This is a genomic window from Streptomyces sp. NPDC030840 (genome assembly GCF_055572015.1).
Map to the genome: position 1 here is coordinate 162,640 of NZ_JBVIEE010000006.1, position 17,634 is coordinate 180,273.

15 protein-coding genes and 1 pseudogene are annotated in these 17,634 nt (G+C 71.0%); 6 read left to right on the forward strand and 10 right to left on the reverse strand.

The annotated features are described in order from the left end of the window. Window positions 1-174: 174 nt before the first annotated feature. The 4 genes and pseudogenes from ACZ49J_RS15940 to ACZ49J_RS15955 all read left to right on the forward strand — a co-directional run. Window positions 175-944, forward strand: a pseudogene (locus ACZ49J_RS15940) (HAD-IC family P-type ATPase); the annotation flags it as partial. A gap of 169 nt (window positions 945-1,113) precedes the next feature. Then, window positions 1,114-2,610 carry an AlkA N-terminal domain-containing protein gene (locus ACZ49J_RS15945; protein WP_467453254.1) on the forward strand — a complete coding sequence of 499 codons (1,497 nt, stop codon included), beginning with the start codon at window positions 1,114-1,116 and terminating at the stop codon, window positions 2,608-2,610. A gap of 23 nt (window positions 2,611-2,633) precedes the next feature. Further along, window positions 2,634-3,116, forward strand: a complete 483-nt coding sequence (locus ACZ49J_RS15950; protein ID WP_467453081.1) for a methylated-DNA--[protein]-cysteine S-methyltransferase — start codon at window positions 2,634-2,636, stop codon at window positions 3,114-3,116. Window positions 3,117-3,278: 162 nt separating this feature from the next. Further along, complete coding sequence (locus ACZ49J_RS15955) at window positions 3,279-4,067, forward strand: class I SAM-dependent methyltransferase (RefSeq protein ID WP_467453080.1); 789 nt, start codon at window positions 3,279-3,281, stop codon at window positions 4,065-4,067. A 30-nt stretch (window positions 4,068-4,097) separates the two neighbouring features. Here ACZ49J_RS15955 and ACZ49J_RS15960 read toward each other — a convergent pair whose 3' ends face one another. The 4 genes from ACZ49J_RS15960 to ACZ49J_RS15975 all read right to left on the reverse strand — a co-directional run bounded on the left by ACZ49J_RS15960 (window position 4,098) and on the right by ACZ49J_RS15975 (window position 9,143). After that, window positions 4,098-4,832 (reverse strand): SIR2 family NAD-dependent protein deacylase, encoded by a 735-nt coding sequence (locus tag ACZ49J_RS15960; RefSeq protein WP_467453078.1) that lies wholly within the window; start codon window positions 4,830-4,832, stop codon window positions 4,098-4,100. 69 nt (window positions 4,833-4,901) lie between these two features. Continuing rightward, window positions 4,902-7,148 carry a protein kinase domain-containing protein gene (locus ACZ49J_RS15965; protein WP_467453076.1) on the reverse strand — a complete coding sequence of 749 codons (2,247 nt, stop codon included), beginning with the start codon at window positions 7,146-7,148 and terminating at the stop codon, window positions 4,902-4,904. 341 nt (window positions 7,149-7,489) lie between these two features. Continuing rightward, on the reverse strand, window positions 7,490-7,981 hold the full coding sequence (locus ACZ49J_RS15970; protein ID WP_467453075.1) for an NUDIX domain-containing protein: 492 nt from the start codon (window positions 7,979-7,981) through the stop codon (window positions 7,490-7,492). Between the two features lie 94 nt (window positions 7,982-8,075). Beyond that, window positions 8,076-9,143 carry an ADP-ribosylglycohydrolase family protein gene (locus ACZ49J_RS15975; protein WP_467453073.1) on the reverse strand — a complete coding sequence of 356 codons (1,068 nt, stop codon included), beginning with the start codon at window positions 9,141-9,143 and terminating at the stop codon, window positions 8,076-8,078. A gap of 217 nt (window positions 9,144-9,360) precedes the next feature. Here ACZ49J_RS15975 and ACZ49J_RS15980 point away from each other — a divergent pair, with 217 nt between their 5' ends. Both ACZ49J_RS15980 and ACZ49J_RS15985 read left to right on the forward strand, forming a co-directional pair. After that, window positions 9,361-9,600, forward strand: coding sequence for a hypothetical protein (locus ACZ49J_RS15980; RefSeq protein ID WP_467453072.1), 240 nt, complete (start codon window positions 9,361-9,363; stop codon window positions 9,598-9,600). 144 nt (window positions 9,601-9,744) lie between these two features. Next, on the forward strand, window positions 9,745-10,887 hold the full coding sequence (locus ACZ49J_RS15985; protein ID WP_468349231.1) for a glycerate kinase: 1,143 nt from the start codon (window positions 9,745-9,747) through the stop codon (window positions 10,885-10,887). Between the two features lie 318 nt (window positions 10,888-11,205). On the opposite strand, the gene pssA is transcribed toward ACZ49J_RS15985, so the two are convergent. The 6 genes from pssA to ACZ49J_RS16015 all read right to left on the reverse strand — a co-directional run bounded on the left by pssA (window position 11,206) and on the right by ACZ49J_RS16015 (window position 17,631). Then, window positions 11,206-11,988 carry a CDP-diacylglycerol--serine O-phosphatidyltransferase gene (gene pssA, locus ACZ49J_RS15990; protein ID WP_467453253.1) on the reverse strand — a complete coding sequence of 261 codons (783 nt, stop codon included), beginning with the start codon at window positions 11,986-11,988 and terminating at the stop codon, window positions 11,206-11,208. 55 nt (window positions 11,989-12,043) lie between these two features. After that, window positions 12,044-12,700: a phosphatidylserine decarboxylase gene (locus ACZ49J_RS15995; RefSeq protein WP_467453070.1), complete on the reverse strand. Its 657-nt coding sequence runs from the start codon at window positions 12,698-12,700 to the stop codon at window positions 12,044-12,046. A gap of 168 nt (window positions 12,701-12,868) precedes the next feature. Then, on the reverse strand, window positions 12,869-14,074 hold the full coding sequence (locus tag ACZ49J_RS16000; RefSeq protein ID WP_467453068.1) for an acyl-CoA dehydrogenase family protein: 1,206 nt from the start codon (window positions 14,072-14,074) through the stop codon (window positions 12,869-12,871). A 2-nt stretch (window positions 14,075-14,076) separates the two neighbouring features. Further along, a complete protein-coding gene (locus ACZ49J_RS16005) occupies window positions 14,077-14,589 on the reverse strand; it encodes a MaoC family dehydratase (RefSeq protein WP_467453066.1) in 513 nt (170 codons plus the stop codon). Window positions 14,590-14,593: 4 nt separating this feature from the next. Beyond that, window positions 14,594-15,568 (reverse strand): HpcH/HpaI aldolase/citrate lyase family protein, encoded by a 975-nt coding sequence (locus tag ACZ49J_RS16010; RefSeq protein WP_467453065.1) that lies wholly within the window; start codon window positions 15,566-15,568, stop codon window positions 14,594-14,596. Continuing rightward, the gene (locus ACZ49J_RS16015) at window positions 15,565-17,631 is read right to left on the reverse strand and encodes a protein meaA (protein WP_467453252.1); all 2,067 of its coding nucleotides are present in this window, start codon (window positions 17,629-17,631) and stop codon (window positions 15,565-15,567) included. The genes ACZ49J_RS16010 and ACZ49J_RS16015 overlap by 4 nt, the downstream gene beginning before the upstream one ends. Window positions 17,632-17,634 lie beyond the last annotated feature (3 nt).

Consider the following 17,634-nt stretch of genomic DNA (forward strand, 5'->3'; position numbering starts at 1 on the left):
CGTGTGCTCGCCCTGCCCGAGGCCCGCTGGGCCCTCGCCTCGACCCTCGCTTTCCTGCTCGCGCTCCCGCTGGACCTGTCCGGCGCCACCCCCTGGCTGTACGGGCCGCTCTACGTGATCGCCTACGCGGCCGGAGGCTGGGAACCCGCCCTTGAGGGACTGCGCGCCCTGCGGGGGCGCGCCGTCGTGGCGGCGGCCCGAGCCCGGGGCCTGCGGCTCGCACCCGCGAAGGACTTCGTGGCCGTGCCCGGACGGGGCGTGAGTGCCACGGTCGGGGAGCACGTGGTGTCGGTCGGGCGCGCGGGGGAGCACGGCGAGGAGGACGACGGGACCACGGTCCTCGTCGAACGCGACGGGGTTCCCGTCGGCACCCTCACCCTCACCGACCGCCTCCGTCACGACGCCCCCGCGGCGGTCTCCGCGCTGACCGCCGTCACCGGTACGGCGCCCGTCCTGCTCACCGGCGACAACCGGGCCGCCGCCGCGCAGGTGGCCGCGGACACCGGGATCACCGATGTGCGCGCCGGTCTCCTGCCGGAGGGCAAGGTGGATGTCGTACGGGACCTTCAGAGCGGTGGGCGCAAGGTGCTGTTCGCCGGGGACGGCAGAACGACGCGCCCGCGCTGGCCGCCGCCCACTCCGGTGTGGCGATGGGGCGTGCCGGGGCGGACCTGGCGCTGGAGACGGCGGACGCCGTCGTGGTGCGTGACGAGCTCACGGCGATCCCCGCCGTCGTACGGCTGTCGCGTGCGGCCCGTCGGCTGGTCGCCCAGAACCTGGTGATCGCCGGGGTGTGCATCGCCGTGCTGGTCGTGTGGGACCTGGCCGGGCATCTGCCGTTGCCGCTCGGTGTGGCCGGGCATGAGGGGTCGACCGTGTTGGTGGGGTTGAACGGGTTGCGGCTGCTCCGTGAGAGTGCGTGGCGGAGGGCCGTCGCACCGTAGGCGTTCATGCGGTTCGGCGGCTGCGGGTGCTGCGTGGCTGGTCGCGCCCACGCGGCGGAGCCGCATGTCCGGTGCAGCCCCGCGCCCCTTACGGGGCCGCACCTCGATGTCGGATTCCTGCCAGCCACGGCACCCTCCCGTCCCCGATCCTTGGTCCATGCGGAACGGAATGCACACCGACACCGAGCGCTGCGTGCGTGCCGTGCAGTCGAAGGACGCGCGGTTCGACGGGTGGGTCTACACGGCCGTCCTGACCACGGGGATCTACTGCCGGCCGAGCTGCCCGGTGGTGCCGCCCAAGCCGGAGAACATGACCTTCTACCCGAGCGCGGCGGCCTGCCAGCAGGCCGGGTTCCGGGCGTGCAAGCGGTGCCGCCCGGACACCAGCCCGGGCTCGCCGGAGTGGAACCAGCGGGCCGACCTCGTGGCCCGCGCGATGCGGCTCGTCGCGGACGGGATCGTGGACCGCGAAGGCGTCCCCGGGCTCGCCCGGCGGCTCGGCTACAGCACCCGGCAGATCGAGCGGCAACTCCTCGCGGAACTGGGCGCGGGGCCGCTCGCGCTCGCCAGGGCGCAGCGGGCGCAGACCGCGCGGCTCCTCATCGAGACGACCGCGCTGCCGATGGCTCGGATCGCGTTCGCGGCCGGGTTCGCCTCGGTCCGCACCTTCAACGACACCGTGCGGGAGGTCTTCGCGCTGTCACCGAGCGACCTGCGCGAGCGGGCCACCAAGAAGCCCGGCGCCCTCCCCGCCCCGGCCGGCCACGCCACCGGAACCCCGGGCGTGCTGGCCCTGCGCCTCCCGTTCCGGGCCCCGCTCAACCCCGACAACCTCTTCGGTCACCTCGCCGCCACCGCCGTACCCGGCGTCGAGGAGTGGCGCGACGGCGCGTACCGCCGCACCCTGCGCCTCCCGTACGGCCACGGCATCGTCGGACTCACCCCCGCCCCGGACCACATCGCCTGCCGCCTGACCCTCAGCGACCTGCGCGACCTGCCCGTCGCCATCAGCCGCTGCCGTCGCATGCTCGACCTGGACGCCGACCCGGTGGCGGTGGACGACCAACTGCGCGAGGACCCGGTGCTGGCGCCGCTGGTCGACAAGGCCCCGGGCCGCCGGGTACCGCGTACCGTCGACGAGGCCGAGTTCGCCGTACGGGCCGTGCTCGGGCAACAGGTCTCCACGGCCGCCGCCCGCACCCACGCCGCCCGCCTGGTCACCGCACACGGCGATCGGGTGGACGACCCCGAGGGCGGCCTCACCCACCTGTTCCCCTCACCGGACGCGCTCGCGGGCCTCGACCCCGAGTCCCTCGCGATGCCCCGGACCCGCCGCACGACGTTCACCACGCTCGTCCGCCAACTCGCCGACGGCACCCTCCACCTGGGCGTCGACAGCGACTGGGAGGAGACGCGCGCCAGGCTGCTCTCGCTGCCCGGCTTCGGCCCCTGGACGGCCGACGTCATCGCGATGCGCGCCCTCGGCGACCCCGACGCGTTCCTCCCCACCGACCTCGGTATCCGGCGCGCCGCACAGGAGCTGGGGCTGCCGTCGACTCCGGCCGCGCTCACGGCCCGCGCGGCGGCCTGGCGACCCTGGCGGGCGTACGCGGTCCAGTACCTGTGGGCCACCGAGAGCCACCCGATCAACTTCCTCCCCGTCTGACCGGTCAGTCCAAGGGGCATCCGATGAAACAGCACACGATCACCGACAGCCCGTACGGCCCTCTCACTCTCGTCGCCACCGACGGGGTCCTGTCCGGCCTCTACATGACGGGCCAGCGTCACCGCCCGCCGGAGGACACGTTCGGAGACCCCGACGACACGCCCTTCGCCGAGGCCATCGAGCAACTACGCGCCTACTTCGCGGGCGAGTTGAAGGAGTTCACGCTCCCGCTCCACCTCACCGGCACGCCCTTCCAGCGCTCCGTGTGGGAACAACTGCGCCGCATCCCGTACGGCGAGACCCGCTCGTACGGCGACCTCGCCGACGCCCTCGGCAACCGCGGGGCGTCCCGCGCGGTCGGTCTCGCCAACGGCAAGAACCCCGTCGGCATCATCGTCCCCTGCCACCGCGTGGTCGGCTCCGACGGCAGCCTCACCGGATACGGCGGCGGCCTGGAACGCAAACAGCGCCTGCTGGACTTCGAACGCGGCGCGGCCCTGTTCTGACGGCGACGGCGCCTCCACCCCTGCACGAGGCGCACCACGAACAGCGCAATCACGCAGCCGGTCCGCCCGGACCGGACCTTGGCCTGGCGGAAACCCAACCGGTGCGCCCACGCTGGGAACAGCACCCAAGCCACCTCAGCCGCCTCGGGAAGGACGAACCACGTGCCGCCGACCAGGAAGAACGTCACCGTCAACCGGGCCGCCCTCGGGCACCGCATCACCTACGCCCTGCGCCACCCCGACCGGGTGCCGCGCCACATGGTGCGCGCCGTCCGGGACATGTGGCTGCGCCACCGCCACCCGGACCACATCGCGTACTACCGCGCGGTCATGCGCTCCGACACCCGCGCCGACCCCGACGCGGCGGTCGGCAGCGGCAGCAGGGAACGGTGGCTGGCACTGGGGGCCATGCAGTTCGACTACCTGATCGGACACGGTCTGCGCCCCGAGCACCGCATGCTGGAGATCGGCTGCGGCAACCTGCGCGGCGGCTGGCGGTTCATCCGCCACCTGGAACCCGGGCACTACTACGGCATCGACATCTCGCCGGACATCCTGGCCGCCGCCCAGGACACGATCGTGGAGATGGGACTGCAGGACCGGCTGCCCACCCTCACCCCCGTCCGTGACCTGACACTCCGGTTCCTGCCCGACGCCCACTTCGACGTGGTCCACGCGCACAGCGTGTTCTCGCACTCGCCGCTCGACGTCATCGAGCAGTGCCTGGCCAACGTCGGCCGGGTGCTCGCACCGGGCGGCTGGTTCGACTTCACCTTCGACCGCACCGAGGGCAGGGAACACCATGTGCTGAGGGAGGACTTCTACTACCGCACCGAGACCCTCGTCGCCCTGGCCGCCAGACACGGCCTCGCGGCCCGCTTCATGGAGGACTGGGAGAAACTCCCGCACGGCCAGTCCAAGATCCGCGTCACCCACCCCTCCCGGTCATAGCCTCCCCGACTCCCCCCGCCCCCCGGCCGCTCAGTCGCTCCCGGTGCTGATCCTACGCAGCACCTCCGGCAGGGCGGTCCCGATCGGCTCCCGCACCACCTCGTCCGCGCGGTCGTCGTACGGCGTCGGCTCGGCATTGACGATGATCAGCCGTGCCCCGTGGTCGGCGGCGACACCGGCGAGCCCCGCGGCGGGCTGGACCTGGAGACTGGAGCCCACGGCGATGAACACCTCGCACGCCTTGGTGATCGCGACCGCCTCGCCCAGCACCTCGGGGTCGAGCCGCTGGCCGAACATCACCGTCGCCGTCTTCAGGATCCCGCCGCACTCCAGGCACGGCGGATCGGCCTCCCCGGCCTCGACCCGCGCGAGCGCGTCCTCCGTGGGCACCTTCGCTTGGCACTTCGTGCACACGACGGTCCGCGCGGTGCCGTGCAGTTCGAGCACCTTGCGGGCGGGCATCCCGGCGAGCTGGTGCAGTCCGTCCACGTTCTGCGTGATCACCCGCACCGGCACCCCGGACCGCTCCAGTTCGGCCACGGCCCGGTGCGCCGCGTTCGGCTCGGCACGCAGTACCTGGTTCTTCCGCCGCATCTGCCACGAACGCCGCCGGATCTCCGGGTCGCGCATGTAGTAGTCGTACGTCACCAGCTTCTCGGCCTCGGGATCCCGCCGCCACAGCCCGTTCGGGCCGCGGTAGTCAGGGATACCGGAATCGGTGGAGATGCCTGCGCCACTGAGCAGGGCGACAAGGGGCTTCCTCATGGGCCCGAGAGTAGGACGCGCGCCCGCGCGGGGCGAACGGATATCCGTGCGCGCCCCTCCGCGGCCGGTTCAGGAAGCCGGCAGGCCGTACGCGCGGTCGAAGTGCTGGGCCACCAGGTGCCCCGCGTCGTCGCAGGCGAGCTGCCAGTCGTTGACGCCGGTCTCCCGGCCGTCGGTGAAGTTCCACAGCAGCTTGCCCCGGGCGGCGTCGATCGCGTAGAAGCCGTCCTTGTTCCTCAGGGCGTGGACGAAGACCGCGCCAGGACCCACGGTGACCGGTGCCTCGACGTGGAGGCCGGGGGTCGGGCAGAACCAGCGCCTGGAGCCGTTCGCCGCGTTGAAGGCGTACACGCCGTAGGGGTCGGTACCGGTGACGTACACCGTGCTGCCGAAGACGCCGAGGGAGGCGAACTGGCCGCGCCCGGCCCGCACCCGCCAGCGGGTCCTGCCGGTGGCGAGGTTCAGCGCCATGAGTTCGCGGCCGACGGCGAACACCGTGCGGCCGAGCACGGCGAGCCCCGGACGGAGGTCGTAGCCGACGGCGTGCTTCCACCGGACGGAGCCGTCGTCGTCGGTGCGCCGGGCGGTCACGTTGCGCAAGCCGTCGGCGTAGACGAAGTAGCCGGGGATGATCACGGGGGTCAGGGTGATGCCGACGTCCTCCGGGCTGATGGGGATGACGTCGGCCCGGCGCCCCTCGAGGTCGACGCCGAAGACCGTGTTCGTGGACGTCGCCACGCCCTGCTCGTCGGACCGGCGCTCCAGCCGGAGCCCGATGATGGACAGGACGCTGTCGCTGTAGCTGCCGAGCAGCGTGTCGAACCGGTAGTCCTCGCCGAAATCGAGTGTGAAACGCTCCCTGCCACTGGCCGGGTCGACCCCGATCACCGTCGCGCCCTCGCCCAGTGCGACCGCCGCGCCGAAGGCCAGGACGGCCGGGGTGGGGGACTGGCTGATGCCCTGGTAGGCCCACTTGGGCCGCGAGCCGTCCCTGAGATCGAGGCAGACCAGATCGCCCTGGCGGCTCTTCACCAGGGCCGTGCCGTCGTTGAAGACGGCCGGTGCCTGCAGCAGCGGACCGCCCCGGTAGGTCCACAGCGGTTTCGGAGCGGGGCCGAGCGGCTCCACAGACTGCCCCTGCGTCTCCTCGCCACGGCTGATGAGCAGGGCCGTGCCGGCGACGACCGCGGCCGTGGCGCCCGCGGAGGCGGCGAGGACCCCGCGCCGGGAGAGACCGGGCCGTGCGAGGACGCGGCGATGCCCGGAGGAGGGGGAGCGGTACGGTCCCGGTTCCTCGGGCGGTGGGAAGGAGGAGGAGCCCGGTCCCGGCGGTTCGGCGACGGCCCGCACCCCGTCCGTACGGTCGGTGACGCCGGGATCGTAGGCCTGCGGCTGCGGCTGCGGCTGCGGCGCGGCGGCGGGGCTGTCCCAGGCCTGGCCGTACACGGGAGGCACCGAGCCGTCCGCGACGGCGGGTGCCGTGACCGGGCCACGCCGCGGGGCGGTGAGGGCCGTCACGGCGGCCGTACGCAGGGCGATCGAGGCGACCACCGGCGCGGGCAGCCAGCCGTCCCCCGTCACCTGCTCCGCCCCACCGGGCGCGCAGGCCGCCGACAGCTTGTCCGGAGTGATCCGAAGCCGCGGGTCCCGGGCGAGACAGAGGCTGATGATCTTGTCCAGCGGCTCGGGCACGTCCGCCAGGTCGGGCGTGCCGTGCACGACGTTGTACAGGAGCGTGGCCGCCGCGGAGCCGCTGAACGGCGCGTGGCCGGACGCGGCGAACGCGAGCACCGACCCCAGGGAGAAGATGTCCCCCTCCGGCCCCATCGGGTCCCCCGTGGCCTGCTCGGGGCACATGTACGCGAAGGACCCGAACAGGGCACCGGAACGGGTGAGGTCGTAGCCGTCGGTGGCCCGGACGATGCCGAAGTCGATGACGCGTGGGCCGTCGGCGGCGAGCAGTACGTTGGACGGCTTCAGGTCGCGGTGCACCAGCCCGGCGGCCTGCACGGCGATCAGCGCCTCGGCCATACCGGCGCCCAGCGCGAGCACCGATTCCACCGGAAGCGGTCCGTGCTCGGCGACCGCGTCGGCCAGCGTCGGGCCGGGGATGTACTCGGTGGCGAGCCAGGGCGTGGCGGCCTCCGGATCGGCGTCCACCACGGCGGCGGTGTACCTGCCGCCGACCGCCGTCGCCGCCGCCACCTCACGGCGGAAGCGGAGGCGGAAGCCCCCGTCTCCCATCATTTCGGGGCGGATCGCCTTGACCGCGACGGTACGCCCGTCCGGGGAGGCGGCCAGATAGACCCGACCCATGCCCCCCGCGCCGAGCCGTGCCAGAAGACGGTGGGGACCTAGCTGCTCGGGGTCGTCTGAGTCCAGTGGTTCCATGACCTGCGCTGCCTGTTCTCGGTGATGACGGGCGAGAATCGGCCCGCCCCGGGCCCGGCATCCGGAGTGTCGCCCCCGGTTCCGGGGCCAGGCGCAGTGGGGCGGGATCGCCCGGACAGGGTCTGGATGCACCCTAGAGGCTGGACCGTCGGCCAGTCAGCCATTCCCGGCACCTGTTTGAACTTTCCTATACCTGAGTCACTCTCCTCCCACCCGTCCCCCCGCCCGTCTCAACCCGGTCGAGGGACGGTGTGTCGACAAGCGGCTCAGTGCACCCGGTTGCCGTTCTCCAGCTCGGCCGTCCCCGCGTTCTCGGCCAGTACCTCCAGCGCGGTGCGCACGCGGCGGCCCAGGGCGCCGGGCAGGTAGGTGGCCAGCTCGTCCGGCTCCACCATCCGCCAGGACAGCAGTTCCTCCTCCTGGAGGCGGATCGCCTTGAGGTCGTCCTCGCCGAGGACCCCGCCGTCGTACAGGTACGCCACCAGCGGCGGCCTGGCCGTTCCGTGCACCCAGTCCACGGCGAGCAGGCGGCCCGGCTCGATGTCCAGCCCGATCTCCTCGGCGGTCTCACGCCGCGCGCCCTGGCGTGGGGTCTCGCCGGTGTCCGACTCGATGGTGCCCCCGGGAAGCGCCCACCCCTCCCGGTAGTTGGGCTCCACGAGCAGCACACGCCCCTCGGCGTCCCGGAAGAGCGCGGCGGCCCCCGCGAGGACGCGGGGGAGGCTCGCGATGTACGCGGCGAAGTCTGGAGTGCTCATCCGGGAAGGGTAACGAGCCGCGTCGGCCCCACCGGGGCGCGAGAGGGGGCGAAGGGAATCAGTCCGGGGCGCGCGTCCGCGAACCCGGTCGCCCTCAGTCCGCCGCCTCCGCCAACCGCAGTGTCCGCTCGGCCAGTTCACTGATCCGTGCTCCGTCGAAACCGAACACCGCGCTGCGGACCGTGTCCTCCAGAGGGTCCTTCCACTGCGGGGGGATCAGCTCGGCGCCGCACAGAACGCCGGCCACCGAGCCCGCTGTGGCACCGTTCGAGTCGGTGTCGAGGCCTCCGCGGACGGTGAGGGTGATCGTGCGGGTGAAGTCGTTCTCGCCGTACAGGAGGCCGGCGGTGAGGACGGCGGCGTTGGGGATCGTGTGGATCCAGCCGAGGCCGTAGGTCTCCTCGGTCAGGGTGGCCAGGGTGTCCTCCCAGCTCAGTCCCGTCTCGTGGAGCGAGAGGACCCGGCGCACCGTACGGGCCAGGCGGCTGCTCGCCGGGATCACCGTGAGCGCGGTGTCGACGGCCGCGCGGGCGGTCGGCTCGGTGAACGCGGCGGCGATGAGCGCGGCCGCCCACATCGCGCCGTACACGCCGTTGCCGGTGTGCGACAGGACCGCGTCCCGGCGGGCCAGCGAGGCCGCGCGGCGCGGCACGCCGGGGCTGGTCCACCCGTAGACGTCGGCGCGGATCAGGGCGCCGATCCACTCCTGGTAGGGGTTGTCGTACGTGGCGGTGAGCGGCGGCTTGAGCCCGTTCGCGAGGTTGCGGTAGGCCGCCCGTTCCGCCGTGAACGTCTGGAGGTACGGCAGCCGCAGCAGCCACAGGTCGCCGACCTGCTCGGTGCTGAACCCGAAGCCGTACGTCTCCAGCAGGTCGAGGCCGAGGATGGCGTAGTCCACGTCGTCGTCGCGGCAGCTGCCGTGGATGTGGCCGCGCACGCAACTGCGCCACTCCGGACGGAGTTCGAGGCCGTCGCTCTCGCTGAGGGGCTCGGGCAGGTAGTCGGTGAGCGGCAGGGCCTCGGCCTGCCGCAGATAGCGGTCGATTCGGTCCCGCGTCCAGTGGTCGCCCTGCTCGACCGGCTTGCCGAGCATGTTGCCCGCGATCCGGCCGAGCCAGCCCCCGAGGACGCGGTCGGCGAGGTCAGTGCCCACAGGGGTCATACGTCCGGTTTACCGAATCCGGCGCGGTTCCGCCCGGCCGGAGGCGCGGTTCGCCGCGTCCGTGTCCGTGCTCGATCGCCGCCAACGTCAATCTCCGTACGCGACCGCCGTCAACCTTCGTCCACGTCCACGACAGCATGAGATGTTCGTCTGGTTTACTTCCGGGCGTCCGTTTGGTTCCGGGCGGAAACCGTCCGTTCTCTGCGCCAGGAGTGTCATGACCCCGATGACCCGTACGACCCTGCTCGCGGCCTCGTCCCTCGCGGCCCTGTTCGCCGCCGCCCCGGTCCAGGCGGCAGCCGCCGAGCCTGTCGTCCGGTCCGGTGACGTCCACGTCCTCACGGGGGACGTCGACCTCCTGGAGGACGTGATGGAACACATCAGCATGCCCAGCGGCAAGGGCAACACCATGACGCACCAGCTGTACGACCACAGCGGGGCCTCCGTCCCGGAGTGAGTCCCGGCGCGGTGCCGTCTGCCCGGTGGCCTCTGTCCGGCGCCGGCTGCCCGGTACGCCCGCCCTGGGCAGCGGCCCTCGTGACCGGTTAGGGTCACTGCGGCGCGACTGCCTTGACGTGCGCAAGGCCCGGAAGCGAGGGGAATGCAGGTGACGGGAACTGCGCGGGTGCTGATCGCCGCGGACAAGTTCAAGGGATCACTGACGGCCGTACAGGTCGCCGAGCGGGTGACGGCGGGACTGCGCCGGGTCGTGCCGGAGGCCGGGATCGAGGCGCTGCCCGTGGCCGACGGCGGCGACGGAACGGTGGCCGCGGCGGTCGCGGCCGGTTTCGAGCGCCGCGAGGTACGGGTCACCGGGCCCCTCGGCGAGCCCGTCACCGCGGCGTACGCGCTGCGCGGCGACACGGCCGTGGTCGAGATGGCCGAGGCCAGCGGGTTGCAACGGCTGCCCGCCGGGGTCTTCGCACCGCTGACGGCGACGACCTACGGATCGGGCGAGCTGCTGCGGGCCGCGCTGGACGCGGGGGCGCGGACGATCGTGTTCGGCGTGGGCGGGAGCGCCACCACGGACGGCGGCTCGGGCATGCTCGCCGCGCTCGGGGCGCGCTTCCTCGACGCCGGGGGAGAGCCCGTGGGGCCGGGCGGCGGGGGCCTGGGCGGCCTGGCCACCGCCGATCTGTCGGGCCTCGACCCCCGGCTCGCCGGCATCGAGTTCGTGCTGGCCAGCGACGTGGACAATCCGCTGACCGGGCCCAAGGGCGCGCCCGCCGTGTACGGGCCGCAGAAGGGGGCGACCGCGGACGACGTGGCGGTGCTGGACGCCGCGCTGGGGCACTTCGCCGAGGTCCTGGGGCAGGTGATCGGCGCGCGGGCGGCCGAGTACGCCTCCGCGCCGGGCGCGGGTGCCGCGGGCGGCATCGGCTACGGGGCGCTGATCCTCGGCGCCGCGTTCCGTCCTGGCATCGAGGTCATGCTCGACGTCCTGGGCTTCGCGCCCGCGCTGCAGCGGGCGGATCTGGTGATCACCGGCGAGGGCTCCCTCGACGAGCAGACCCTCCACGGCAAGGCCCCGGCCGGCGTGGCCGCGGCCGCCCGTGCCGCGGGGAAGGATGTCGTCGCGGTCTGCGGCCGCCTCGCGCTGTCCCCGGACGCGCTGGCCGTTGCCGGCATCCGTCGCGCCTACCCCCTGACGGAGGCTGAGCCCGACATCCAGCGGTGCGTCTCCGACGCGGGTCCGATCCTGGAGTCGGTGGCGGAACGGATCGCACGGGAGCTGTTGCTCTGACGAGGGGGCGCCCACGGGTTGTTCTCGCCCCCGCCGCCCCTTCCCGTCCCATCCCCGGGGCTCCGCCCCGGACCCCGCTCCTCAGACTCCCCCAGCTACCGCTGGGAGGTGCCCCCAAGGGGCTGGATTTGTGCGGGCGGCGCTGACATCTCCCGGCCGGGGGCTGCACGTCTTTCAAGGGGCGCGGGGAACTGCGCGACCAGCCCCCACCCACCCGCACACGACCCACCAGCACATCCCCACCGGAGCCCCCAGGACACGACGAGGGCCCGAACCGAAACGGTTCGGGCCCTCGTCACAACGCGTCCGCCGGGACGGCTACGGCAGCTGCGCCGCCCGAGCCTCCCGCCTATTGCCACGGAAGTTGTTCACCCGGCGAGCCGTGGCGAACAACGGAATCACCGCTCCCATGACCAGCTGCAGCGCACAGCCCGTCTGGAGCAGCAGCTGCCCACCGGGCGCGCCGAAGGCCCAGGCCGCCAGCAGCCCCATGCTCAGCACGATCCAGGAGAGCATCGCCCCCGCGAGGCGCCCCCGCGGCTTCGGGTACTCCACCCGGCTCACCATCAGCCACGCCGTGCCCAGGATCGCGAGGAGCGTCGCCACGAAGGGCAGCTCCAGCAGGATGATCGCGACGACCGTCAGCGCGCCGAACGGTGAGGGCATGCCCTGGAACGTGCCGTCCTTCACCGTCACGCACGAGAACCGCGCGAGACGGAGCACCACCGCCAACAGCACGACGACGGCCCCCACCGTCGCCACCCGCTGGTACGCGTCGTCCGCCACCATGCCGTAGACGAGCACGAAGTACGCCGGCGCCAGGCCGAAGCTGATCAGGTCGGAGAGGTTGTCCAGCTCCGCGCCCATGGGGGAGGAGCGCAGCTTGCGCGCCACCAGACCGTCGAACAGGTCGAAGACCGCCGCGCACAGCATCAGGATGACCGCCGTGGCCGCGCTGTTGCGGGCCATGCCGGATTCCTGGCTGTCGGTGAGGTGGGGGATCAGGATGCCGGTGGTGGTGAAGTACACCGCCATGAAGCCGCATGTGGCGTTGCCGAGCGTCAGAGTGTCCGCTATCGACAGGCGCAGCGACAGCGGCATCTCCTCCTCGTCGTCGTCCTCCGCGTCCGGCACCCAGCCGGCCTGTGTCTCGGGATCAATCACGGTCAATGCGAGTCACCCCAGCCACGGTCTTCTGCCCGACCTCGACCGCGACCTCGACGCCCTCGGGGAGGTAGATGTCGACGCGCGAGCCGAAGCGGATCAGCCCGATGCGGTCGCCCTGCTCGACCTTCGTGCCCTGCGGGACGTACGGGACGATCCGTCGAGCGACCGCGCCGGCGATCTGGACCATCTCGATGTCACCGAGTTCGGTGTCGAAGTGCCAGACGACGCGCTCGTTGTTCTCGCTCTCCTTGTTGAACGCCGGAACGAACCCACCGGGGATGTGCTCGACCGACGTGACCGTGCCGGAGAGCGGCGCGCGGTTGACGTGGACGTTCAGCGGGCTCATGAAGATCGCGACGCGGGTCCGTCCGTCCTTCCACGGCATGATGCTCTGCACCACACCGTCGGCGGGGGAGATGACCCGGCCCTGGGCGATCTCGCGCTCGGGGTCGCGGAAGAACCACAGCATGCCGGCCGCGAGCGCGGTGGCGGGTACGGCCACGGCCCTGGCGGCGCCGGAGCGGCGCGCGCGGGTCAGGCTGAGGGCTGCGGTGGCGACGGTCGGGAGAAGCCACGGCGATGCTCCGCGCGCGAGGCGTACACCAGAAAACCTGTCGCGTGGTGCAGAGGTTTGGCTGTGGGGCATGGATGACCTTCGTAGCGGATGATGCCGCGCGGTGACTGGGGACGGCGGCTTTCCGGGATCGTACCGGTCGCGGGCCACAACTGGGCAAGCCAGGAAGCCGAGTCGGCGACAGAAGACCGTTCACGGGGTGTGATCTTCTTCTCGAAGAAAACACCCCTAAACGGACGTCTAGCCCTGGAACCGATACTCTTCGAGCAGCCTGCGTCCAATGATCATTTTCTGGATTTCGGCGGTACCTTCACCGATCAGCAGCATCGGTGCCTCACGGTAGAGGCGCTCGATCTCGTACTCCTTGGAGAAGCCGTAGCCGCCGTGGATCCGGAAAGCGTCCTCCACGACCTCTTTGCAGTACTCGGAGGCCAGGTACTTGGCCATCCCTGCTTCGAGGTCGTTTCGTTCGCCCGAGTCCTTTTTGCGAGCTGCGTTGACCATCATCGCATGAGCGGCCTCGACCTTGGTAGCCATCTCCGCCAGCTTGAACTGAATGGCCTGATGCTGGGCGATCTGCTTACCGAAGGTATGCCGCTGCTGCGCGTAGCCGACACCCAGTTCGAACGCACGCTGGGCGACGCCGCAACCACGGGCCGCCACATTCACCCGCCCGACCTCGACACCGTCCATCATTTGGTAAAACCCTCGGCCGGTGACGCCGCCGAGTACACGATTGGCCGGAATGCGCAGTCCGTCCATGATGAGTTCGGTCGTGTCGACACCCTTGTAGCCCATCTTGTCGATCTTCCCGGGGATGGTGAGTCCGGGGCGGACCTCGCCGAAGCCGGGCTCCTTCTCCACGAGGAAGGTCGTCATCGACTTGTGGGGCGCCGTGCCCTCGGGGTGTCCTTCGTCACTTCGGACGAGTACGGCAACCAGGGTTGACGTTCCGCCATTCGTGAGCCACATCTTCTGGCCGTTCAGAACGTACTCGTCACCGTCCTTCACCGCCTTCGATGTGATGGCCGACACATCGGAACCCAGCCCCGGCTCCGACATCGAGAAGGCGCCCCGGATCTCACCGAGTGCCATCTTCGGCAGGAAGTAGTCCTTCTGCTCCTGCGTGCCGTGCTGCTTGAGCATGTACGCCACGATGAAGTGCGTGTTGATGATGCCGGACACCGACATCCACCCGCGGGCGATCTCCTCCACGCACAGCGCGTACGTGAGGAGCGACTCGCCCAGACCGCCGTACTCCTCGGGGATCATCAGCCCGAAGAGGCCCAACTCCTTGAGGCCGTCGACGATCGCTTGCGGGTACTCGTCGCGGTGCTCCAGCTCGGTGGCGACCGGGATGATCTCCTTGTCCACGAAGTCCCGCACGGTGGACAGGATCTCCTGCTGGACGTCGGTCAGACCGTGGGTCTGGGCGAGTCGTGCCATGGCTACTTCTCCTGCTCCCTGAGTTCGGGCCGGCCAGGCTGCTCGCCGCCGCGCTCCTTGATGTACGTCTCGGTCGGCACCATCACCTTGCGGCGGAACACGCAGACCAGCGTGCCGTCCTGCTTGTAGCCCTTGGTCTCCACGTGCACGATGCCGCGGTCGTTCTTCGACTTGGAGGGCCACTTGTGGAGCACGGTCGTCTCGCCGTAGATCGTGTCGCCGTGGAAGGTCGGTGCCACGTGCTTGAGCGACTCGATCTCCAGGTTGGCGATGGCCTTGCCGGAGATGTCCGGTACGGACATGCCGAGCAGCAGCGAGTAGATGTAGTTCCCCACGACGACGTTCTTGCCGAAGTCCGTCGTCTTCTCCGCGTAGTTGGTGTCCATGTGGAGCGGGTGGTGGTTCATGGTGAGGAGGCAGAAGAGGTGGTCGTCGTACTCCGTGACCGTCTTGCCGGGCCAGTGCTTGTAGACCGCCCCGACCTCGAACTCCTCGTAGGTGCGCCCGAACTGCATCGCCTCATGCCTCCGGGATCTCGAACTTGCTGGTGCGCCGCATGCCGGCGGCGCGTCCCTTTCCCGCGATGACCAGTGCCATCTTGCGGCTGGCCTCGTCGATCATCTCGTCGCCGAGCATCGCCGAGCCCTTCTTGCCGCCCGCCTCTGACGTGCAGTACTCGTACGCGTCCAGGATCAGCTCGGCGTGGTCGTAGTCCTCCTGAGAGGGGGAGAAGATCTCGTTGGACGCCTCGACCTGACCCGGGTGGAGCACCCACTTGCCGTCGAAGCCGAGGGCGGCGGCGCGCCGGGCGACCTCGCGGTAGCCGTCGACGTTGCGGATCTGCAGGTAGGGGCCGTCGATCGCCTGCAGGTTGTTGGCGCGGGCGGCCATCAGGATCTTCATCAGGATGTAGTGGTAGGCGTCCGCCGGGTAGCCGGGCGGCTGCTCGCCCACGACCAGCGACTTCATGTTGATGGACGCCATGAAGTCGGCCGGGCCGAAGATGATGGTCTCGACGCGCGGGGAGGCCTGCGCGATCTCGTTGACGTTGTTCAGGCCCTGCGCGTTCTCGATCTGGGCCTCGATGCCGATCCGCCCGACCTCGAAGCCCATCGTCTTCTCGATCTGGGTGAGCAGCAGGTCCAGGGCGACGACCTGCTGGGCGTCCTGCACCTTCGGCAGCATGATGCAGTCCAGGTTCTGCCCCGCGCCCTCGACGACCGTGACGACGTCCCGGTACGTCCATTCGGTCGTCCAGTCGTTGACCCGCACGACCCGCGTCTTGCCGGTCCAGTCGCCCTCGTTGAGGAACTTCACGATCGTGTGCCGCGCCTCGGGCTTGGCGAGCGGGGCGCAGGCGTCCTCCAGGTCGAGGAAGACCTGGTCCGCCGGGAGACCCTGGGCCTTCTCCAGGAAGCGCGGGTTCGAGCCCGGTACGGCCAGGCAGGAGCGCCGTGGCCGAAGACGGTTGACCTGGGGAACAGGGCTGGTCATGCGGGGACCTCCAGGGGGTCGAGCTTGTTGGCCTTGCGGATCTCGTCGACGATACGGCCGATGATCCCGGTGATGTCGAAGTCCTTCGGGGTGAAGACCGCGGCCACTCCCGCGGCCCTGAGCTGCTCGGCGTCGCCGTTCGGGATGATCCCGCCGGCGATCACCGGGATGTCGGGCGCGCCGGCCTCCCGCAGCCGCTCCAGCACGTCCGGCACGAGCTGCGCGTGCGAGCCGGACAGGATGGACAGGCCGACCGCGTGCACGTCCTCGGCGAGGGCCGCGTCCACGATCTGCTCGGGGGTCAGCCGGATGCCCTGGTACACCACCTCGAAGCCCGCGTCCCGGGCCCGTACGGCGATCTGCTCGGCCCCGTTGGAGTGACCGTCCAGACCGGGCTTGCCGACCAGGAAGCGGAGCTTGCCCACGCCGAGGTCCTGAGCCGTCAGGTCCACCTTGCGGCGCACCTCGCTCAACGTGGAGCCCTCTTCCGCGGGAACGGCCACCGGCGCGGAGGAGACGCCGGTCGGTGCCCGGAACTCCCCGAACACCTCCCGCAGCGCCCCGGCCCACTCACCGGTCGTGACCCCGGCACGGGCGCACTCCAGGGTGGCCTCCATCAGGTTCTCCGTGCCCTTGGCGGCCTCCTTCAGACGTTCCAGCGCCTTGCAGGGGCGCGGGTGGTTGAAGGGTGGCTGGTAGCGGGTGTCGCGCCAGTCCTTCAGGGCTCGCACGACACGCTCCTCGACCGCCGGGTCGACCGTGTGGACCGCGGTGTCCAGATCGGCCGTCAGCGGGTTCGGCTCGGTCGTCTCGAAGATGTTGACGCCGACGATCCTCTCCTGGCCCGACTCGATCCGGGCCCGGCGCTCGGCGTGCGAGGCGACGAGCTGCGACTTCAGGTAGCCCGACTCGACGGCGGCCATCGCGCCGCCCATCTCCTGGATCCGCTCGATCTCGGCGAACGACTCCTCGACCAGCTCGGAGACCTTCGCCTCGATGACGTGCGAGCCCTCGAAGATGTCCTCGTACTCCAGCAGGTCGCTCTCGTGCGCGAGGACCTGCTGGATGCGCAGCGACCACTGCTGGTCCCAGGGCCGGGGGAGGCCCAGCGCCTCGTTCCAGGCGGGAAGCTGCACGGCACGCGCGCGGGCGTCCTTCGACAGCGTCACCGCCAGCATCTCCAGCACGATGCGCTGGACGTTGTTCTCGGGCTGAGCCTCCGTCAGGCCGAGCGAGTTCACCTGGACGCCGTACCGGAAGCGCCGGTGCCTGGGGTCCTCGATGCCGTAGCGCTCGCGGGTGATCCGGTCCCATATCCGCCCGAACGCCCGCATCTTGCACATCTCCTCGATGAAGCGCACGCCGGCGTTCACGAAGAAGGAGATGCGGCCGACGACGTCGCCCATGCGCTCCTGCGGCACCTGCCCCGAGTCACGGACGGCGTCCAGCACCGCGACGGCCGTCGACATCGCGTACGCGATCTCCTGGACCGGCGTGGCGCCCGCCTCCTGCAGGTGGTAGCTGCAGATGTTGATGGGGTTCCACTTCGGGATGTGGGAGACCGTGTACGCGATCATGTCCGTCGTCAGACGGAGGGAGGGACCCGGCGGGAAGACATGGGTCCCCCGCGACAGGTACTCCTTCACGATGTCGTTCTGGGTCGTCCCCTGGAGCTTGGTGATGTCCGCGCCCTGCTCCTCCGCGACGACCTGGTAGAGCGCCAGCAGCCACATGGCCGTGGCGTTGATGGTCATCGAGGTGTTCATCTGCTCCAGGGGGATGTCCTGGAACAGCCGGCGCATGTCACCGAGGTGCGAGACCGGAACCCCGACCCGGCCGACCTCGCCGCGGGCGAGGACGTGGTCGGGGTCGTAGCCGGTCTGCGTCGGCAGGTCGAACGCCACCGACAGACCCGTCTGTCCCTTGGCGAGGTTGCGCCGGTACAACTCGTTGGACGCCTCGGCCGTGGAGTGCCCGGCATACGTGCGCATCAGCCACGGCCGGTCCCTTTCTTTTTGCGCCTGTGGCTGAGGGCGCTCTGTGCCCGTGTCGACGTTCCTCAGCCC

Bases quoted from the DNA above. Each gene is read 5' to 3' on its own strand.
- ACZ49J_RS15945 (WP_467453254.1), top strand. From the start codon at position 1,114: ATGCACACCGACACCGAGCGCTGCGTGCGTGCCGTGCAGTCGAAGGAC.
- ACZ49J_RS15950 (WP_467453081.1), top strand. From the start codon at position 2,634: ATGAAACAGCACACGATCACCGACAGCCCGTACGGCCCTCTCACTCTC.
- ACZ49J_RS15960 (WP_467453078.1), bottom strand. From the start codon at position 4,832: ATGAGGAAGCCCCTTGTCGCCCTGCTCAGTGGCGCAGGCATCTCCACC.
- ACZ49J_RS15965 (WP_467453076.1), bottom strand. From the start codon at position 7,148: ATGGGTCGGGTCTATCTGGCCGCCTCCCCGGACGGGCGTACCGTCGCG.
- ACZ49J_RS15970 (WP_467453075.1), bottom strand. From the start codon at position 7,981: ATGAGCACTCCAGACTTCGCCGCGTACATCGCGAGCCTCCCCCGCGTC.
- ACZ49J_RS15975 (WP_467453073.1), bottom strand. From the start codon at position 9,143: ATGACCCCTGTGGGCACTGACCTCGCCGACCGCGTCCTCGGGGGCTGG.
- ACZ49J_RS15980 (WP_467453072.1), top strand. From the start codon at position 9,361: ATGACCCCGATGACCCGTACGACCCTGCTCGCGGCCTCGTCCCTCGCG.
- ACZ49J_RS15985 (WP_468349231.1), top strand. From the start codon at position 9,745: ATGCAGGTGACGGGAACTGCGCGGGTGCTGATCGCCGCGGACAAGTTC.
- pssA (WP_467453253.1), bottom strand. From the start codon at position 11,988: ATGCCGCTGTCGCTGCGCCTGTCGATAGCGGACACTCTGACGCTCGGC.
- ACZ49J_RS15995 (WP_467453070.1), bottom strand. From the start codon at position 12,700: ATGCCCCACAGCCAAACCTCTGCACCACGCGACAGGTTTTCTGGTGTA.
- ACZ49J_RS16000 (WP_467453068.1), bottom strand. From the start codon at position 14,074: ATGGCACGACTCGCCCAGACCCACGGTCTGACCGACGTCCAGCAGGAG.
- ACZ49J_RS16005 (WP_467453066.1), bottom strand. From the start codon at position 14,589: ATGCAGTTCGGGCGCACCTACGAGGAGTTCGAGGTCGGGGCGGTCTAC.
- ACZ49J_RS16010 (WP_467453065.1), bottom strand. From the start codon at position 15,568: ATGACCAGCCCTGTTCCCCAGGTCAACCGTCTTCGGCCACGGCGCTCC.